At 71.0% G+C, this 15,434-nt stretch carries 13 protein-coding genes, 2 pseudogenes and 1 riboswitch; of the genes and pseudogenes, 14 read left to right on the top strand and 1 reads right to left on the bottom strand.

Going from position 1 to position 15,434, the window contains the following annotated elements; translation table 11 throughout:
• Positions 1–108: 108 nt before the first annotated feature.
• Positions 109–531: pseudogene (locus RMT89_RS12295) on the top strand (HNH endonuclease family protein); the annotation flags it as partial.
• A gap of 46 nt (positions 532–577) precedes the next feature.
• On the opposite strand, the gene RMT89_RS12290 reads toward RMT89_RS12295, so the two are convergent.
• Positions 578–853 carry a hypothetical protein gene (locus RMT89_RS12290; protein ID WP_399498038.1) on the bottom strand — a complete coding sequence of 92 codons (276 nt, stop codon included), beginning with the start codon at positions 851–853 and terminating at the stop codon, positions 578–580.
• On the opposite strand from RMT89_RS12290, the pseudogene RMT89_RS12285 reads away from it, so the two are divergent.
• The 13 genes and pseudogenes from RMT89_RS12285 to RMT89_RS12225 all read left to right on the top strand — a co-directional run.
• Positions 815–1,534: pseudogene (locus RMT89_RS12285) on the top strand (restriction endonuclease subunit M); the annotation flags it as partial. The gene RMT89_RS12290 and the pseudogene RMT89_RS12285 overlap by 39 nt on opposite strands.
• A 229-nt stretch (positions 1,535–1,763) precedes the next feature.
• Positions 1,764–2,429 (top strand): hypothetical protein, encoded by a 666-nt coding sequence (locus RMT89_RS12280; RefSeq protein ID WP_315883741.1) that lies wholly within the window; start codon positions 1,764–1,766, stop codon positions 2,427–2,429.
• A gap of 38 nt (positions 2,430–2,467) precedes the next feature.
• On the top strand, positions 2,468–3,961 hold the full coding sequence (locus RMT89_RS12275; RefSeq protein WP_315883826.1) for a serine/threonine-protein kinase: 1,494 nt from the start codon (positions 2,468–2,470) through the stop codon (positions 3,959–3,961).
• A 147-nt stretch (positions 3,962–4,108) separates the two neighbouring features.
• Positions 4,109–4,765: a SurA N-terminal domain-containing protein gene (locus RMT89_RS12270; protein WP_315883740.1), complete on the top strand. Its 657-nt coding sequence runs from the start codon at positions 4,109–4,111 to the stop codon at positions 4,763–4,765.
• 144 nt (positions 4,766–4,909) lie between these two features.
• On the top strand, positions 4,910–5,896 hold the full coding sequence (locus RMT89_RS12265; protein ID WP_315883739.1) for a nucleoside triphosphate pyrophosphohydrolase: 987 nt from the start codon (positions 4,910–4,912) through the stop codon (positions 5,894–5,896).
• A gap of 51 nt (positions 5,897–5,947) precedes the next feature.
• Positions 5,948–8,047: a hypothetical protein gene (locus tag RMT89_RS12260; RefSeq protein ID WP_315883738.1), complete on the top strand. Its 2,100-nt coding sequence runs from the start codon at positions 5,948–5,950 to the stop codon at positions 8,045–8,047.
• Between the two features lie 236 nt (positions 8,048–8,283).
• Positions 8,284–9,516 carry a cytochrome P450 gene (locus RMT89_RS12255; RefSeq protein ID WP_315883825.1) on the top strand — a complete coding sequence of 411 codons (1,233 nt, stop codon included), beginning with the start codon at positions 8,284–8,286 and terminating at the stop codon, positions 9,514–9,516.
• Between the two features lie 193 nt (positions 9,517–9,709).
• Positions 9,710–10,684: a transglycosylase family protein gene (locus RMT89_RS12250; protein ID WP_315883737.1), complete on the top strand. Its 975-nt coding sequence runs from the start codon at positions 9,710–9,712 to the stop codon at positions 10,682–10,684.
• Positions 10,685–10,860: 176 nt separating this feature from the next.
• Positions 10,861–11,036: riboswitch (cyclic di-AMP (ydaO/yuaA leader) on the top strand.
• 4 nt (positions 11,037–11,040) lie between these two features.
• Complete coding sequence (locus RMT89_RS12245) at positions 11,041–11,709, top strand: transglycosylase family protein (protein WP_315883736.1); 669 nt, start codon at positions 11,041–11,043, stop codon at positions 11,707–11,709.
• Between the two features lie 299 nt (positions 11,710–12,008).
• Entirely contained in the window at positions 12,009–13,289 is a 1,281-nt protein-coding gene (eno, locus tag RMT89_RS12240) for a phosphopyruvate hydratase (protein WP_315883735.1), read from the top strand.
• A gap of 84 nt (positions 13,290–13,373) precedes the next feature.
• Positions 13,374–13,850 carry a septum formation initiator family protein gene (locus RMT89_RS12235; protein WP_315883734.1) on the top strand — a complete coding sequence of 159 codons (477 nt, stop codon included), beginning with the start codon at positions 13,374–13,376 and terminating at the stop codon, positions 13,848–13,850.
• A 23-nt stretch (positions 13,851–13,873) separates the two neighbouring features.
• A complete protein-coding gene (locus RMT89_RS12230; protein WP_315883733.1) occupies positions 13,874–14,404 on the top strand; it encodes a DUF501 domain-containing protein in 531 nt (176 codons plus the stop codon).
• A complete protein-coding gene (locus tag RMT89_RS12225; protein ID WP_315883732.1) occupies positions 14,401–15,342 on the top strand; it encodes a Ppx/GppA phosphatase family protein in 942 nt (313 codons plus the stop codon). Before RMT89_RS12230 ends, RMT89_RS12225 begins: the two co-directional genes overlap by 4 nt.
• The last annotated feature ends 92 nt before the right edge of the window (positions 15,343–15,434 follow it).

Genomic DNA, 15,434 nt, shown 5'->3' with positions numbered 1-15,434 from the left:
CTGAGCATGTCGCTCATGTGCCTCTTGGTGTGACTGATAACGGCGAGGCACAACGGCAGGACACGGCTGTCACTCACGTAAATCGCAGGAAACAGGGAGATGGAGATAACCCGCAACGACCTCCTCCAGCGGGACGGCGAGGACCTGCGCTTCCGATCCGGCTCGGACTGCGTCGTGATGGCGATGCGGCTGAACGACCCGTACACCGGCAGGGCGATCGACTGGACCAAGTCCCGTGCCACGGAAGTCCAGATCGACCACGTCATGCCGCTCTCCTACGACTGGCAGATGGGCGCCTCACGCTGGCCGGAGGGAAAGCGCCAGGACATCGCCAACGACCCGTTGAACCTGATGCCGGTCGACGGCCGGACCAACAGTTCCAAGGGCGACTCGGGCCCCGCCGCCTGGCTCCCCCCGAACAAGCAGATCCGCTGCTCCTACGCGGTGCGCTTCGCCCAGGTCTCGCTGAAGTACGAGCTGCCCGTGACGCCGCCCGACAAGCAGATGATGCTGCGCCAGTGCGGAGGCTGACGCTCGCCGGTGTGGCTGCGGCACCCCTTGTGAGGGTGCCCGCGGCTCAGGCGCCGAGCGCGTCCAGGTCCAGGATGTCGCCGGTGGGCTTGTCCGCCGGGACCGGCTTGCCGTAGTCGCTGAAGGAGAGCGAGCCGCGGTCCCCGGGGGTGCTGCTGACGAGCTTCAGCACATACGGCTCGCCCTCGGTGGCGACGTGGAGCGTGAAGTTCTCCTTGCCGTCCTTCTCGTGGAGGGCGATCGCGGGCGTGCCGTCGACCGTCGTGGTCCTGCCGCGGGCGGCCTCCTCGACGACGACGTCGACCTCGCCCCGGCCCGCCACCTGCCGCCCCCCACGGCGGCCGACGGCGCCGAGGAGCTCACGGCCGTGCGCGACCGCCTGGGGGAGACCCTCGGGCTTGCCGCCGAGCTCACCCCGCCGCCCGCCGCGGGCGCCCGGCCCGTACGCTGGCCGCTCACCACCGTCGGTGAACTCGCGCGCGGGGGCGCCCTGGTGATGCGTACCGGCGGAAACGGCGGCCACGCGCGCGTGCCGGTGCTCACCGACCATGACGTCCTCGCCGGGACGGCACCCTCGGGGTCGCTGCCCGAGAGCGACGAGGAGCCGGTGCTGACGGAGCCCGGCGATGTCGTCGTCCCGGTGCTCGGCGGCGGCTCGATGGCGCGCGTGATCGACGAGTCGACGGAGGGCGCCGCTCTGGGACGCAACCTCGTGCTGCTGCGCCCCGATCGCTCGGCGCTCGACGCGTGGTTCCTCGCCGGCTTCCTGCGCGGCACCGCCAACAACCGCCAGGCCAGCAGGTACGCCTCCACCGCCACCCGCCTGGACGTGCGCCGCCTCCAACTGCCCCGGCTCCCGCTCGACGAGCAACGGCGCTACGGCGCGCGCTTCCGCGCACTCGACGAGTTCGAGCGGGCGCTGAGACACGCGAACCGGCTCGGGGACCAGCTCGTGCGCGGGATGTACGACGGTCTGACCGACGGGACCGTCGCCCCGGACTGAAGGCACCGACCGAGACACCGGCTGGGGCACCGACCGAGACACCGGCTGGGGCACCGACCGAGACACCGGCTGGGGCACCGACCGAGACACCGGCTGAGGGCCCTGGCCGAGGGAAGTGATCAGTACAACAACGGTTCGGTACAACCCGGGACCGGTTGTCCGTGTCGGCCTATACGCTCGAACTCTGTCGTTCGTTCGTCCCCATCGGCCAACCGGTCCAGGAGCAGTCATGTACGGCCACGGCGCGGCGCCGCCCACCCGCAGTGAGGCAACCGTCATCTCCCTGCGGGTGCTGTTCGCCGCCGCCGGTCTGCTGTCGTGCGGCATCCTCGCGTGCGTGCCGCTGTTCCGGGTGGCTATCCTGCGCGGGCGGTGGCCGGACTGGCTGCTGGCGTGGGTGAGCCTGCCGCTGGCCATCACGTGTTTCGCGGTGGTCGGCTCGGTGCCGGAGACGGCCGTCGCGTCGGACATCGCGCTGGCGGCGGTCCTGCTGCTCGGCGCGTTCAGCTCCGGGTACTTCCTGGTGATGGACATCCGCTTCCACAGCAGGCTCCGGCAGCGGTACGGCGGTTACGCACAGGCGCAGGCCACGACGATCCACGCGCCGAACGGGCCCGCCGGCTACGGCTACCCGCAGCCGCTGTCGCCGTACACGACCACGCCGGTCCAGCAGCCCCTGGCGCAGCAGCCGCCCGCGCCGATACCCCACCCGGCGGCCCCGCGTCCGCCGATGCCCCAGGACGCGGCGCCCCCCGCCCCCGTACCGGCACCTCCGCCGCCGCAGCGGCCCGCGCCCGCGCGTATCGACCAGGTGCGTGCCGAGCTCGACGAGCTCAGTGACTATCTGCGCAACCACGACGGCCGCGGCAGTGGCGACCACGAGGGCGGAAGGTGACCGTGACGACAGGGTGTGTCGTCGCCGGCCGTTACGAACTGTCCGCGCTCATCGGGCAGGGTGGCATGGGCCAGGTCTGGACGGCGTACGACCAGCGGCTCGACCGGCGTGTGGCGGTGAAGCTGCTGCGCCCGGACAAGGTGGCGGGGCAGGAGGCGGACGAGCTGCGCCGCCGGTTCGTGCGGGAGTGCCGGGTGACGGCGCAGGTCGACCATCCCGGTCTGGTCACCGTGCATGACGCGGGCAGCGAGGGCGAGGAGCTGTTCCTCGTCATGCAGTACGTCGACGGCGCGGATCTCTCCGACCACCTTGCCGAGCACGACCCGTACCCCTGGCAGTGGGCGGTCGCGGTCGCCGCGCAACTGTGCGCCGTGCTGAGCGCCGTGCACGCCGTGCCGATCGTCCACCGCGACCTCAAGCCGCGCAATGTGATGGTGAAGCAGGACGGCACGGTCACCGTCCTCGACCTCGGCGTCGCCTCCGTCATGGACGCCGACACCACCCGCCTCACCCACACCGGCACGCCCATCGGCTCGCCCGCCTACATGGCGCCCGAGCAGGCGATGGGCGGCGCTGTCGGCCCGTACACCGACCTGTACGCGCTCGGTGTGCTCCTGCATGAACTCCTCAGCGGCGACGTGCCGTTCTCCGGTTCCACGGCGCTCGGTGTGCTGCACCGGCATCTGTACGAGCCGCCGCTGCCCGTGCGCCGGATGCGCCCCGAGGTGCCCGAGGCGCTGGAAGCGCTGGTCCTGCGCCTGCTCGCGAAGGACCCGCAGCACCGCCCGGCGTCCGCGCAGGAGGTGTACGAGGACCTGGCGCAGCTTCTGCCCGCGCGCGGGATGCCCACCGGGGCGCCCCTCGACCCCACCCGCCCCTTCCTGCGCCCGCACGCCCCCTGGCCGGACCGCGCGCGCACGCCCGCGCCCCAGCCCGCCCCCGCCACACCGGTCACCCCGGCCGCCGGGAAGCCGGATGTCGCGCGGGCCGTCGACGAGGTCAAGCGCCTCCTCGGCGAGGGCCGTATCACCCAGGCCGTCGACATCCTCGGCGCGATCCTCCCGGTCGCCGCCGAGCAGCACGGCGAGAACTCCCCGGTCGTGCGCACCCTGCGCAAGCAGTACGCGGCCACGCTCATGGACGACGGCCAGTACCGGCGCGCGCTCCCCGTCCTGCGCGCCCTCGCCGCCGAACGCGCCACCGAGGCCGGCCACGCCGACCCCCAGTCCCTGCGCTTCCGCTACGACGCTGCCCAGTGCCTGGAGCAGCTCGGCGACCCGGCGGCGGCCCTGACGGAGTACCGGGCCCTCCTCCCGTACTACGAGAACCAGTACGTGGCCGGCGACCCGGAGCTCGCCCACGACGTCCGCCGCCGCATCGGCCACCTCCTCCTCGCCCTCGGCGACCGCCCCGCCGCCCACGACACCCTCGTCCGCCTCCTGCACGACGTGGAACGCCTGCACGGCCCCGGCCACCCGCTGGCGACGGACATCCGGCGGACGCTGCAGTGGCTGGGTCAGGTGCGCGGCTAGCCAGGACGGCCGCCCCCAGCCCGCGAGCCGGTGCCCGAAGTCCCGGTGAATCGTTGGTCGAATGGGTTGGCCAGAGCTTGGTCACTGCCTACCATCGATCATCGCAAGACTTTGTGCACCGTCGCACAATCTCCTCGGGAGGTCTCCTTGCACCGCCGCCACCGCCGCCGTCGCACCGCGCTCCTCCTCTCCGCCGCCATCGCTGCGGCACCCCTGCTCACCGCCTGCGGAAACGATGCGCGTCCCGGCGCGGCTGCCGTCGTCGGTGATCAGCGGATCACCGTCTCCCAGCTGGAGAACCGGGTGAACGAGGTGCGCGCGGCGCAGCGCGCGGTCGTGCGGGACGAGGCGCAGTACGCCCAGACCGTCGCCCGGACCGGCAGTCTCACCCGCGACACCCTGCACGGCATGGTCCTGGACCGGGTGCTGCACCAGGCGGCCCAGGACGCGGGCATCACCGTCAGCCGCAAGGAGATCCAGGAGATGCGCAGCGGCCTGGAACAGCAGGCCGGCGGCGCCAAGGAGCTGGAGACGGCCTGGCTCCAGCAGTACGGCGTGGCCCCGAAGCGTTTGGAGGAGAACCTCCGCCTCCAGCTTGAGGCCCAGAAGCTCGCCGCCGAGCTCGGCACCGACACCACCCGGCCGGAGTTCTGGAAGGCCCTGTCCGAGGCCTCCGAGAAGCTCGGCGTCGACCTCAACCCGCGCTACGGCAGCTGGGACGTCCAGAAGAGCAGCCGCGTGGACGCCAAGACGCCGTGGGTGCGTGAAGTGACGGCGGCGGCGTCGCAGCAGCAGCCCACGTAGCGGCATAGCGGTGTCGAGGCGGAACGGTACGGCGCCCTCCCGGGCCGTACCGGGGCACACTCTGCGGTCATACGTTCACACCCCACCCCCCTGCCTGTGGACAACGTGATCAGGTCCGTCGCCGCCGTGCGTTAGCTTCGAACCGTGAACACCACCCGCCCCGAAGCCACCCCCGCGGCCCCCGGCCGCATCGTCCTGCTCACCACCAGCCACCGCGTCGCCCCCGGCCTGCTGTCCTGGCCCGCCTGGCAGGCGCTGCACTCCGCCGACAGCGTGCTGTGCGCGGACGGCGCCCATCCACAGCTGCCGTATCTGCGCGAGGCGGGGATACGGGTGGCCGAGGCGGCCCCGACCGCCGAGGAACTGGTCGACACCTGCACCGGCGGCCGCACCGTCGTGGTCGTGGCCACCGGCGAGGGCGAACCGGCGCTGACCGACGGCCTCGCCCGCCTCGCCGGCTCCGGCCGATTCAGCATGCCGGACCTGGAACTGCTTCCCGCCTCCTACGACCTGCCGGGCGCCCGCCTGCTCGACCTCGTCCAGGTCATGGACCGCATCCGTGCCGAGTGTCCCTGGTCGTCCCAGCAGACCCACAAGGGCCTGGCCAAGTACGGCATCGAGGAGGCCTACGAACTCGTCGAGGCCATCGAGGAAGGTGACCGGGACGAACTGCGCGAGGAACTGGGGGACGTGCTCCTCCAGGTCGTCTTCCACGCCCGTATCGCCGAGGAGGACCCCGACGCGCCCTTCTCCATCGACGATGTCGCCGGCACCATCGTCGCCAAGCTGATCCACCGCCACCCGCATGTCTTCGGGGACGAGACGGCCACCACCCCCGAGGAGGTCAAGGAGCACTGGCTGCGCACCAAGGCGATGGAGAAGCGCAGGGAGTCCGTCACCGACGGCATCCCCCTCGGCCAGCCGGGCCTCGCCCTCGCGGCGAAGCTGGCCTCCCGCGTCAGAACCGCCGGTCTTGAGGTCCCCCTCCCGAAGACCGAGGGCATCGGCTACGACCTCCTCGCCCTCGCGGTGCGCGCCGAGGCGGAGGGCGTGGACCCGGAGGCGGCGCTGCGGGCGGCGGGACGGGCGTACCGGGACGCCGTGCGGGCTGCCGAGGGCCTGGAAGGTTAGTACGGTTACCTCCAGGGCTGGCTCTGGGGCACGGGGGCTTGTATGTCAGGCGTGTTGGACGATCTGGCGGCTGCGGCGGCCGGGGTTCTGGTGTCGTCGATGGGGTCCGCCGAGTGGGAGGAGCGGGCCAGGCCGACGTTCGTCGATATCTATGCCCTGGCGATGAAGCAGGACGTGGGCCCGACCCTCGACAGCTACCGGAGCGAGCTGCTGAACGGGAGGTTGTCCGCGCGGGACGCGGCGCGGATCTGGAAGAGCAAGATCCGTGAGGCGTTCAAGAAGGGATTCATCGCCAACGAAGTCCACCGGTTCATAGAGGACTTCAGGCCGGCGCCCCTCGCCTGTCCGTCCTGCGCGGCCCAGCCGGAGGGCGGCGACATCTACTGCGTGGACTGCGGCGACGTCCTCGGCGCCCCGGTCCCGGTAGCGGTGACCGCCCGGCTCCCCGGTCCCCTGGACCAGGGCGTCCCCCAGGACCACGTCGACTTCAGGCAGTCCAGCTTCCACGCCCCTGTCATCGCGGTGCAGAACAACTACGGCCACACCGGCCCCGCCGCCGACGGCTGGCCCCGCCTCGCCGAGTTACGGCGCCGTGCCCTGGGCGTACGGCCCGTCACCTCCTTCGGGGACGAGCCCGCCCTGCCGCCGTACATCCCGCGCGACCGGGACCCGGATCTCGACCGGCTGGTGGCGCAGGCCCTGCGTGAGGGCGGTCTGGTCGTGGTCACCGGCGAGCCGCTGGCCGGCAAGACGGCGACCGCCTGGGCCGCACTGAACCGCAACGCCGACGACAACACCCGTATCTTCAACGCCCACTCCGGGACGGACCTGCGCGAGCTGCCCGCGGCCCTGCGTGGGCGCGATCCCGCCGGTACATATGTGGTGTGGCTGGACGATCTGGAGAGCCATCTCGACGAACGGGGCCTGGTGGCGGGGCCGTTGGCGCAGCTCGCGCATGAGGGCGTGCTGGTGCTCGCCACGATGAGGGACGCGGCGTACGAGGCGCACCGCTTCGGCGACCATCCGACGGCCCGAGCCCTGCGCGGCGCCCGCACGGTGGATCTGACCTGCGACTGGAGCGAGGACGAACTCGCGCGGCTCGCGCCGTCGGACGACCCACGGCTCAGGGACGCCGTGCGCTGGCGGGGCGAGCTGGGGGTCACCCAGTTCCTGTCGGTCGGCCCGGAGTTGTGGGAGGAGTGGCGCCGGGCGAGCCGTCCGGGCGGGCGGGCGAACGGGCACCTGCTGGTGAGCGCGGCCATCGACGCCGCCCGCTGTGGGCTCACCAGTGGTCTGGCGCCCGGGACATGGGAGTACATGATCAACGTACGCGGTGTGTACGGCTACAGCCGGGTGCACGGGGGCAGACTCCTGGACGGCCCTGTCTCGCAGGACGACCTGGAGTGGGCGACCAGGCCCCGGCTCGGAGTCAGCGGGCTGCTCGTCCCCGGTGCGGAAGAGGGCACGTGGCGGGCGTGCGGGACGCTCGTCGCGGACGCGAGCCGTTGCCCCGGCCTGCCGCCCTTCACCTCTCACCTGTGGGGGACCATGGCCCACGTGGCGGCGGAGTACGACCTGCCCGAGCGCGAGGAGGTGTCCCGGGCGGCTCGCGACGTCGTGCGGATCGCGGCCGAGGCGGGCGAACTCGGCGCCGATGCGATCCTCGCCGTTCTGTCGACCTGGGCCGGCGACGCCCCGGAGGCGCGGCGCTGGTGGGGCAGGCTCGCGGAGAGAGAGCCGAGCATGGCCGACTCCCTCGGGCGGTATCTCCTCCTCGAACAGGGCGAGCTGACCGAGGCCATCCCCTATATCCAGACAGCGGCGGAGGCGGGAAATCCCGAACCCGCGGAACTACTGGGCTTCCTTCTGCTCGCGCGGGCCCTGCACTGGCTGGGCGTGGCGGCCGAGAACGGCAAGCCCTCCGCCGGCGAGGTTCTCCCCGCGCTTCGGGCGGCCCTCGGGGAAGAACAGCTCGTGGCCGCCCTGATGCGGCATCGCGCCGAGGCCGCCCCGAAGCGGCCGCCCGCCCCCGGCCCCGCACTGTCGTCGGAGCGCGCCGTCCGCATCGGCGTCGACCTGATCCTCGGCCGGCACCACGACCCGGCACTCGAAGAGACCCTCGAAACGCCGCCGGATACCGTCAAGGAGTGACCGACCACCCCACCCCGGCGCCGGCCCCCGGCGCCCCGGCACCGGCCCCCGGCGCCCCGGCACCGGCCCCCGGCGCCCCGGCACCGGCCCCCGGCACCCCGGCACCGGCCCCCGGCACCCCCGCAGCGGCCCCCGGCGCCCCGGCACCGGCCCCCGGCACCCCCGCAGCGGCCCCCGGCACCCCCGCACCGGCCCCCGGCGCCCCGGCACCGGCCCCCGGCACCCCCGCCCCCGACCTGTTCACCTGGGAGTTCGCCACCGACCCCTACCCCGCCTACGCCTGGCTGCGCGAGCACGCCCCCGTGCACCGGACGACGCTGCCCAGCGGGGTGGAGGCCTGGCTGGTCACCCGTTACGCCGATGCCAAGCAGGCCCTGGCCGACCAGCGGCTCAGCAAGAACCCCGCGCATCACGACGAGCCCGCTCACGCCAAGGGGAAGACCGGTATCCCCGGTGAGCGCAAGGCCGAGCTGATGACGCATCTGCTCAATATCGACCCGCCGGACCACACCCGGCTGCGACGGCTCGTCAGCAAGGCGTTCACGCCCCGCCGGGTCGCCGAGTTCGCGCCGCGCGTGCAGGAGCTCACCGACCAGCTCATCGACCGGTTCGCGCACACCGGAAGCGCCGACCTCATCCATGAGTTCGCCTTCCCGCTCCCCATCTACGCGATCTGCGACCTGCTCGGCGTCCCCCGCGAGGACCAGGACGACTTCCGGGACTGGGCGGGCATGATGATCCGCCACCAGGGCGGCCCCAGAGGCGGAGTCGCGCGGTCCGTGAAGAAGATGCGCGGCTATCTCGCCGACCTCATCCACCGCAAGCGGGAGGCGCTGCCCGACACCCCCGCCCCCGGCGAGGACCTCATCTCCGGTCTCATCCGAGCCTCCGACCACGGCGAGCACCTCACCGAGAACGAGGCCGCCGCCATGGCCTTCATCCTTCTGTTCGCCGGCTTCGAAACCACGGTGAATTTGATCGGTAATGGCACATTTGCCCTGCTTACCCACCCCGAGCAGCGGGCCCGACTCCAGCAGTCCCTCGCCGCACAGGAGACAACCCTCCTCGAAACCGGCGTAGAAGAACTCCTCCGCTACGACGGCCCCGTCGAGCTCGCCACCTGGCGCTTCGCCACGCAGCCCCTCACCATCGGCGGCCAGGACATCGCCCCCGGTGACCCGGTGCTCGTCGTTCTCGCCGCCGCCGACCGGGACCCGGAGCGGTTCGCCGAGCCCGACACGCTCGACCTCTCCCGCCGTGACAACCAGCACCTCGGTTACGGCCACGGCATCCACTACTGCCTGGGGGCCCCGCTCGCCCGCCTGGAGGGCCAGACCGCGCTGGCCACGCTCCTCACCCGCCTCCCGGACCTCCGACTCGCGGTGGAACCGGCCGATTTGCGCTGGCGCGGCGGCCTTATCATGCGCGGATTGCGCACGCTTCCGGTCGAGTTCACCCCAAGTGCCTGAACCGGCCCACGCCCAGGCCCGCTCGACGGACCGTCAGGTCAAACGTGACACACCCTCAAGTCTGTGATCTTCACGTGATCTGCGCGGCATTAACTTGTGACAAGTGATCGTCTGCCGATACGTTCACTCGTCAGCGCGGCGCCTCGCCTCACCGGCACCGCGCCGGTCCCCGCTGTCTCCGAAAGGCCCTCGCATGCTCTCCGGGAACGGTCGTCACCGTCGCCCCCGCCAGGCTCCCGCTCTCATCGTCGCGGCCGGAGTGACCGGCTCCGCCATCGCCATCCCGCTCCTCGGCGCCTCGGGCGCCAGCGCGGCCGAGGGCACCACATGGGACCGGGTCGCGGAGTGCGAGAGCGGTGGCTCCTGGAGCGAGGACGGCGGCAACGGCTATTACGGCGGTCTCCAGGTCACCCAGGAGAACTGGGAGCGGTACGGCGGCACGACGTACGCCGCCAGCGCGGACCAGGCCAGCCGCTCCCAGCAGATAGCCGTCGCCGAGCGCATCCTCGCCGACCAGGGTCTCGCCGCCTGGCCGACCTGCGGCCCGCTCTCCGGCCTTGACGCCGAGTCGGGTTCGGTGGACATCGACACGGGCGTGGCGAGCGATGAGCCCGCTTCACCCGACTCCTCCGCTTCGCCCGACTCGTCTGGTTTGCTGGACTCCCTCGATGGCGACTCCTCCGACGCGAAGTCCAGTGCGCCCCAGTCACCCGAGGTGACGGACAACTCGACCAAGTCGGACAAGTCCCCCGAGTCTCCTGACGCCACGGAGTCGGCGGAGCCCTCGGGATCCCCCGAGAGTGACGCCTCTCAGGGAACCGACAGCGAATCCACAGCCACTTCCGGGCGGGACAACTCGGACAACTCCGGTCAGACTGAAGGCGATTCCGCCCTCACCGACACCGGCTCCACCGGCACCGGCTCCACCGGCACCGGCCGCCACCGCGGCGAGCCCGCCGAGGAAACCACCGAGGAGAGCGCCACCGACGGGTCGTACGTCGTCCGCTTGGGCGACAGTCTCGTGGGCATCGCCGACTCTCTTGACCTGAACGGCGGATGGCGCGGCCTCTACGCCGCCAACAAGTCGACCGTCGGCGCCGACCCTGACCTCATCCTTCCCGGTCAGACCCTTGAAGTAGGGGTCGAACCGGTCGAAAAGCAGGGGTAGTTCACGTCACGCTTCGCGCCGAATGTCCGGTTTGGCGAAAGTGTGGGATGAGTCTCAGAAGCCCTGATCGTCTTTGAAATTCCGCGGATCGCCTGTCTACGGTCAGGACCGCTCGCCAACACGAGCCCCGGCTGCCGCAACGCCGAATCCTGCCAGCGGCCGTACGGGAACAGTCGTCGCGTCATGCGCCGTAGGCAGGAGCGGGGGACCCAAGGTAAGCGCCGGGACCGGCAGTTGAGGCAGCTCAACAGACGGCACCGGCTTGGGGTGAAGCCGCGCACGAGTGCGCGGCCGGGCAACTCAACCGGCCCGAACCCGACAGCTCACCTCGCAGGCGTCGGTGAGGGGATCGATCCATGCTGTTTTCCGGTAAGGGCAAGCACCGTCGTCCGTCCAAGGCCACCCGCGCCATCGCCATCGCCGGCGTCACCGGCGCCGCTGTCGCCGCCCCGCTGATGGCGGCCGGCAACGCCTCCGCCGCCACCGCCTCCGAGTGGGACGCCGTCGCCCAGTGCGAGTCCGGCGGCAACTGGTCCATCAACACCGGCAACGGCTACTACGGCGGTCTGCAGTTCTCCGCCTCCACCTGGGCCGCGTACGGCGGCACGCAGTACGCCTCCAGCGCCGACCAGGCCTCCAAGGCCCAGCAGATCGAGATCGCCGAGAAGGTCCTCGCGGGCCAGGGCAAGGGCGCCTGGCCCGTTTGCGGCACCGGCCTGTCGAGCGCCGCGTACACCGGCGGCTCCGCCGAGACCAGCACCGAGACCCGTTCGACCGAGGAGCAGCCCGCCTCGCGTTCGACCGAGCGTCCGGCGCAGAAGGCGCAGAAGACCGTCACCACCCCGACCGGCAAGAAGGTCAAGAAGGGCGACGGCGAGTACAAGGTCGTCAAGGGCGACACCCTCAGCACCATCGCCGAGGAGCACGACGTCAAGGGCGGCTGGGAGAAGCTCTTCCAGCTGAACAAGGACATCGTCGAGGACGCCGACCTGATCTACCCCGGTCAGCAGCTGGACCTCAAGTAATCCCGTAGCCGAACCACAGGACCCTCATATCCGTGGCCTCCATACTGGAGGCCTCGTGAGGGCCACCCCCGTCCCCACGGGCTCCCCGCTCCGGTGCGTGTTCCCCCGTACGCACCGGGGCGGGGTTTTCTTTTCCGGTAATTCACCGTTCCTTTGTTCCGCTGAGAAACAATGAGTACCGTCTGTCCTTGTCCACGGGACGGTCGGTCGGCTGGCCGATGTCCCTCAGGCGGTTAGGCTCTAGTCGCAAGGCTCACTGCCCCGCACTTCCAGCGTCACATCCCAAGAAGGAGATGCTCGTGCCGTCCATCGACGTCGTCGTAGCCCGGGAAATCCTGGACTCCCGAGGCAACCCCACGGTCGAGGTCGAGGTCGGCCTCGACGACGGCAGCACGGGTCGTGCCGCCGTTCCGTCCGGCGCGTCCACCGGCGCCTTCGAGGCCATCGAGCTCCGCGACGGTGACCCGAACCGCTACCAGGGCAAGGGTGTCGAGAAGGCCGTCCTCGCCGTCATCGAGCAGATCGGCCCCGAGCTGGTCGGCTACGACGCCACCGAGCAGCGCCTGATCGACCAGGCGATGTTCGACCTGGACGCCACCGACAACAAGGGCTCCCTCGGCGCCAACGCCATCCTCGGCGTCTCGCTCGCCGTCGCCCACGCCGCCTCCGAGGCCAGCGACCTCCCGCTCTTCCGTTACCTGGGCGGCCCGAACGCGCACCTGCTGCCGGTGCCGATGATGAACATCCTGAACGGCGGCTCGCACGCCGACTCCAACGTGGACATCCAGGAGTTCATGATCGCCCCGATCGGCGCGGAGTCCTTCTCCGAGGCGCTGCGCTGGGGCACCGAGGTCTACCACACCCTCAAGAAGGTGCTGAAGGCCAAGGGCCTGTCCACCGGCCTCGGCGACGAGGGCGGCTTCGCCCCGAACCTCGGCTCCAACCGCGAGGCCCTCGACCTCATCCTTGAGGCCATCAAGGAAGCCGGTTACGCCCCCGGCGAGCAGATCGCCCTCGCGCTCGACGTCGCCGCCTCCGAGTTCTACAAGGACGGCGTCTACTCCTTCGAGGGCAAGGAGCGCTCCGCCGCCGAGATGACGGAGTACTACGCCGAACTTGTCGAGGCGTACCCGCTCGTCTCCATCGAGGACCCGCTGTTCGAGGACGACTGGGCCGGCTGGAAGACCATCACCGACAAGCTCGGCGACAAGGTCCAGCTCGTCGGCGACGACCTGTTCGTCACCAACCCGGAGCGCCTCGCCCGTGGCATCGAGGACGGCGCGGCCAACGCGCTGCTCGTGAAGGTGAACCAGATCGGTTCGCTCACCGAGACCCTGGACGCCGTGGAGCTCGCCCAGCGCAGCGGCTTCAAGTGCATGATGTCCCACCGCTCCGGCGAGACCGAGGACGTCACCATCGCCGACCTCGCCGTCGCCACCAACTGCGGCCAGATCAAGACCGGCGCCCCGGCCCGCTCCGAGCGCGTCGCCAAGTACAACCAGCTGCTGCGCATCGAGGAGATCCTCGACGACGCCGCGGTGTACGCCGGTCGCTCGGCCTTCCCCCGCTTCAAGGGCTAATGGCCTAGCCCGTCGTACGTACGTCCCCGTACCCGGTCCCGTACCGTGTGCGGGGACGTACGCGCGTGTGAACGGGAGTGAGCGATGGCCGTCAAGGAGCGGGACCGTTTCTCCACCGCGACCAGGATCAGGTTGCTCGGTGAGCAGACGGCGGCCCGTGTCTACCGCTCCCAGACCAAACGGCAGGCCCGCCGCTCCCGGCTCACCGGCCGCGCGGCCCTGCTCGCCCTCGTCGTCTGCTCCCTGGTCGTCGCGCTCGCCTACCCGATAAGGCAGTACGTCGCCCAGCGCTCCGAGATCGCCGATCTGGAGCGGAAGAAGCAGCAGGCCCAGGAGCGGGTGGAGGAACTGCGCGATCTCAAGGCACGCTGGCAGGACGACGCGTACGCGGAGCAGCGGATCCGGGAGCGGCTGCACTATGTGATGCCGGGGGAGACCGGCTTCATCGTGGTCGACCCCGACGCGGCGAAGCAGGCGCGCACCGACCTGGGCGCCGCCGACCGGCCCTGGTACGCGAACGTCTGGGACGGGGTCGACAAGTCCGACGCCGCCGATCGATAGACAGACAGAGACGAAAGACTGGTATGGAAACGCCCCCGCCCTCTACTCCGCGTACCGAGCCGACCGACGCGGATGTCGAGGCCTTCAAGCAGCAGCTCGGCCGGCCGCCGCGTGGGCTGCGCGCCATCGCGCACCGTTGTCCCTGCGGGCAGCCGGATGTGGTGGAGACGGCGCCTCGGCTGCCGGACGGTACGCCCTTCCCGACGCTGTACTACCTGACGTGCCCCAAGGCGAACTCCGCCATCGGGACGCTGGAGGCGGAGGGGGTCATGAAGGAGATGACCGAGCGGTTGCAGACGGATCCCGAGCTGGCCGCCGCGTACCGCTCCGCGCATGAGGACTACGTTCGGCGCCGTGACGAGATCGAGGAGCTGAAGGGCTTCCCGAGCGCCGGCGGGATGCCGGACCGGGTGAAGTGTCTGCATGTGCTGGTGGCGCACTCGCTGGCGGCGGGGCCCGGTGTGAATCCGCTGGGGGACGAGGCTCTTGCGATGCTGCCGGAGTGGTGGCGCAAGGGCGCGTGTGTGACGCAGGTTCAGGAGGACGTCCAGTGACCCGCGTCGCCGCGATCGACTGCGGTACGAACTCCATCCGTCTCCTCGTCGCCGATGCCGACCCGGCCAAGGGTGAACTCGTCGATCTGGACCGTCGTATGACCATCGTGCGGCTCGGGCAGGGGGTCGATCGGACCGGGCGGCTCGCTCCTGAGGCGTTGGAGCGGACCTTTGCCGCCTGTCGTGAGTACGCGGCGGTCATCAAGGAGCACGGGGCGGAGCGGGTGCGTTTTGTCGCCACCTCCGCGTCTCGGGACGCCGAGAACCGCGATGACTTCGTGCGCGGGGTCATCGAGATCCTGGGGGTCGAGCCCGAGGTGATCAGCGGGGATCAGGAGGCCGAGTTCTCCTTCACCGGTGCCACCAAGGAGCTGGCCGAGCACGACCACCTCCCCAAGCCCTATCTCGTCGTGGACATCGGCGGTGGGTCCACCGAGTTCGTCGTCGGGGAGGCGCACGTCCGCGCCGCCCGCTCCGTCGACGTCGGGTGTGTGCGGATGACCGAGCGGCATCTCGTACGGGACGGGGTCGTGTCCGATCCGCCCGCCGAGGAGCAGATCGCGGCCATGCGTGCCGATGTCGAGGCCGCCCTCGATCTCGCGGAGCGGACCGTGCCGTTGCGGGAGGCGCACACCCTCGTCGGGCTCGCCGGGTCCGTCACCACCGTGTCGGCCGTCGCGCAGCAGCTGCCCGAGTACGACTCCGCCCGTATCCATCACTCCCGCGTCTCCCACGACCGCGTCCGTGAGATCACCCAGTGGCTGCTGCACTCCACGCATGCCGAGCGCGCGGCCGTTCCCTCCATGCATCCGGGGCGGGTCGACGTCATCGCCGCGGGGGCCCTCGTACTGCTGGCGATCATGGAGCGGATCGGTGCCGAGGAGGTCGTCGTCAGTGAGCACGACATCCTCGACGGCATCGCCTGGTCGGTGGCGTAGCTCTCCTTTGTTACTGATCGGTAGCCCTCGGCTGAGCAGGTCATGTAGCGTCTGAGCACGTTCGAGAGGTCCTTGAGGGCCCCTCTGCGACA

The sequence above is a fragment of the Streptomyces sp. P17 genome, assembly GCF_032436805.1.
GTDB lineage: Bacteria > Actinomycetota > Actinomycetes > Streptomycetales > Streptomycetaceae > Streptomyces.
The sequence above is the reverse complement of the archived record's forward strand: the minus strand, read 5'-3'. Positions and strand labels throughout refer to the sequence as shown.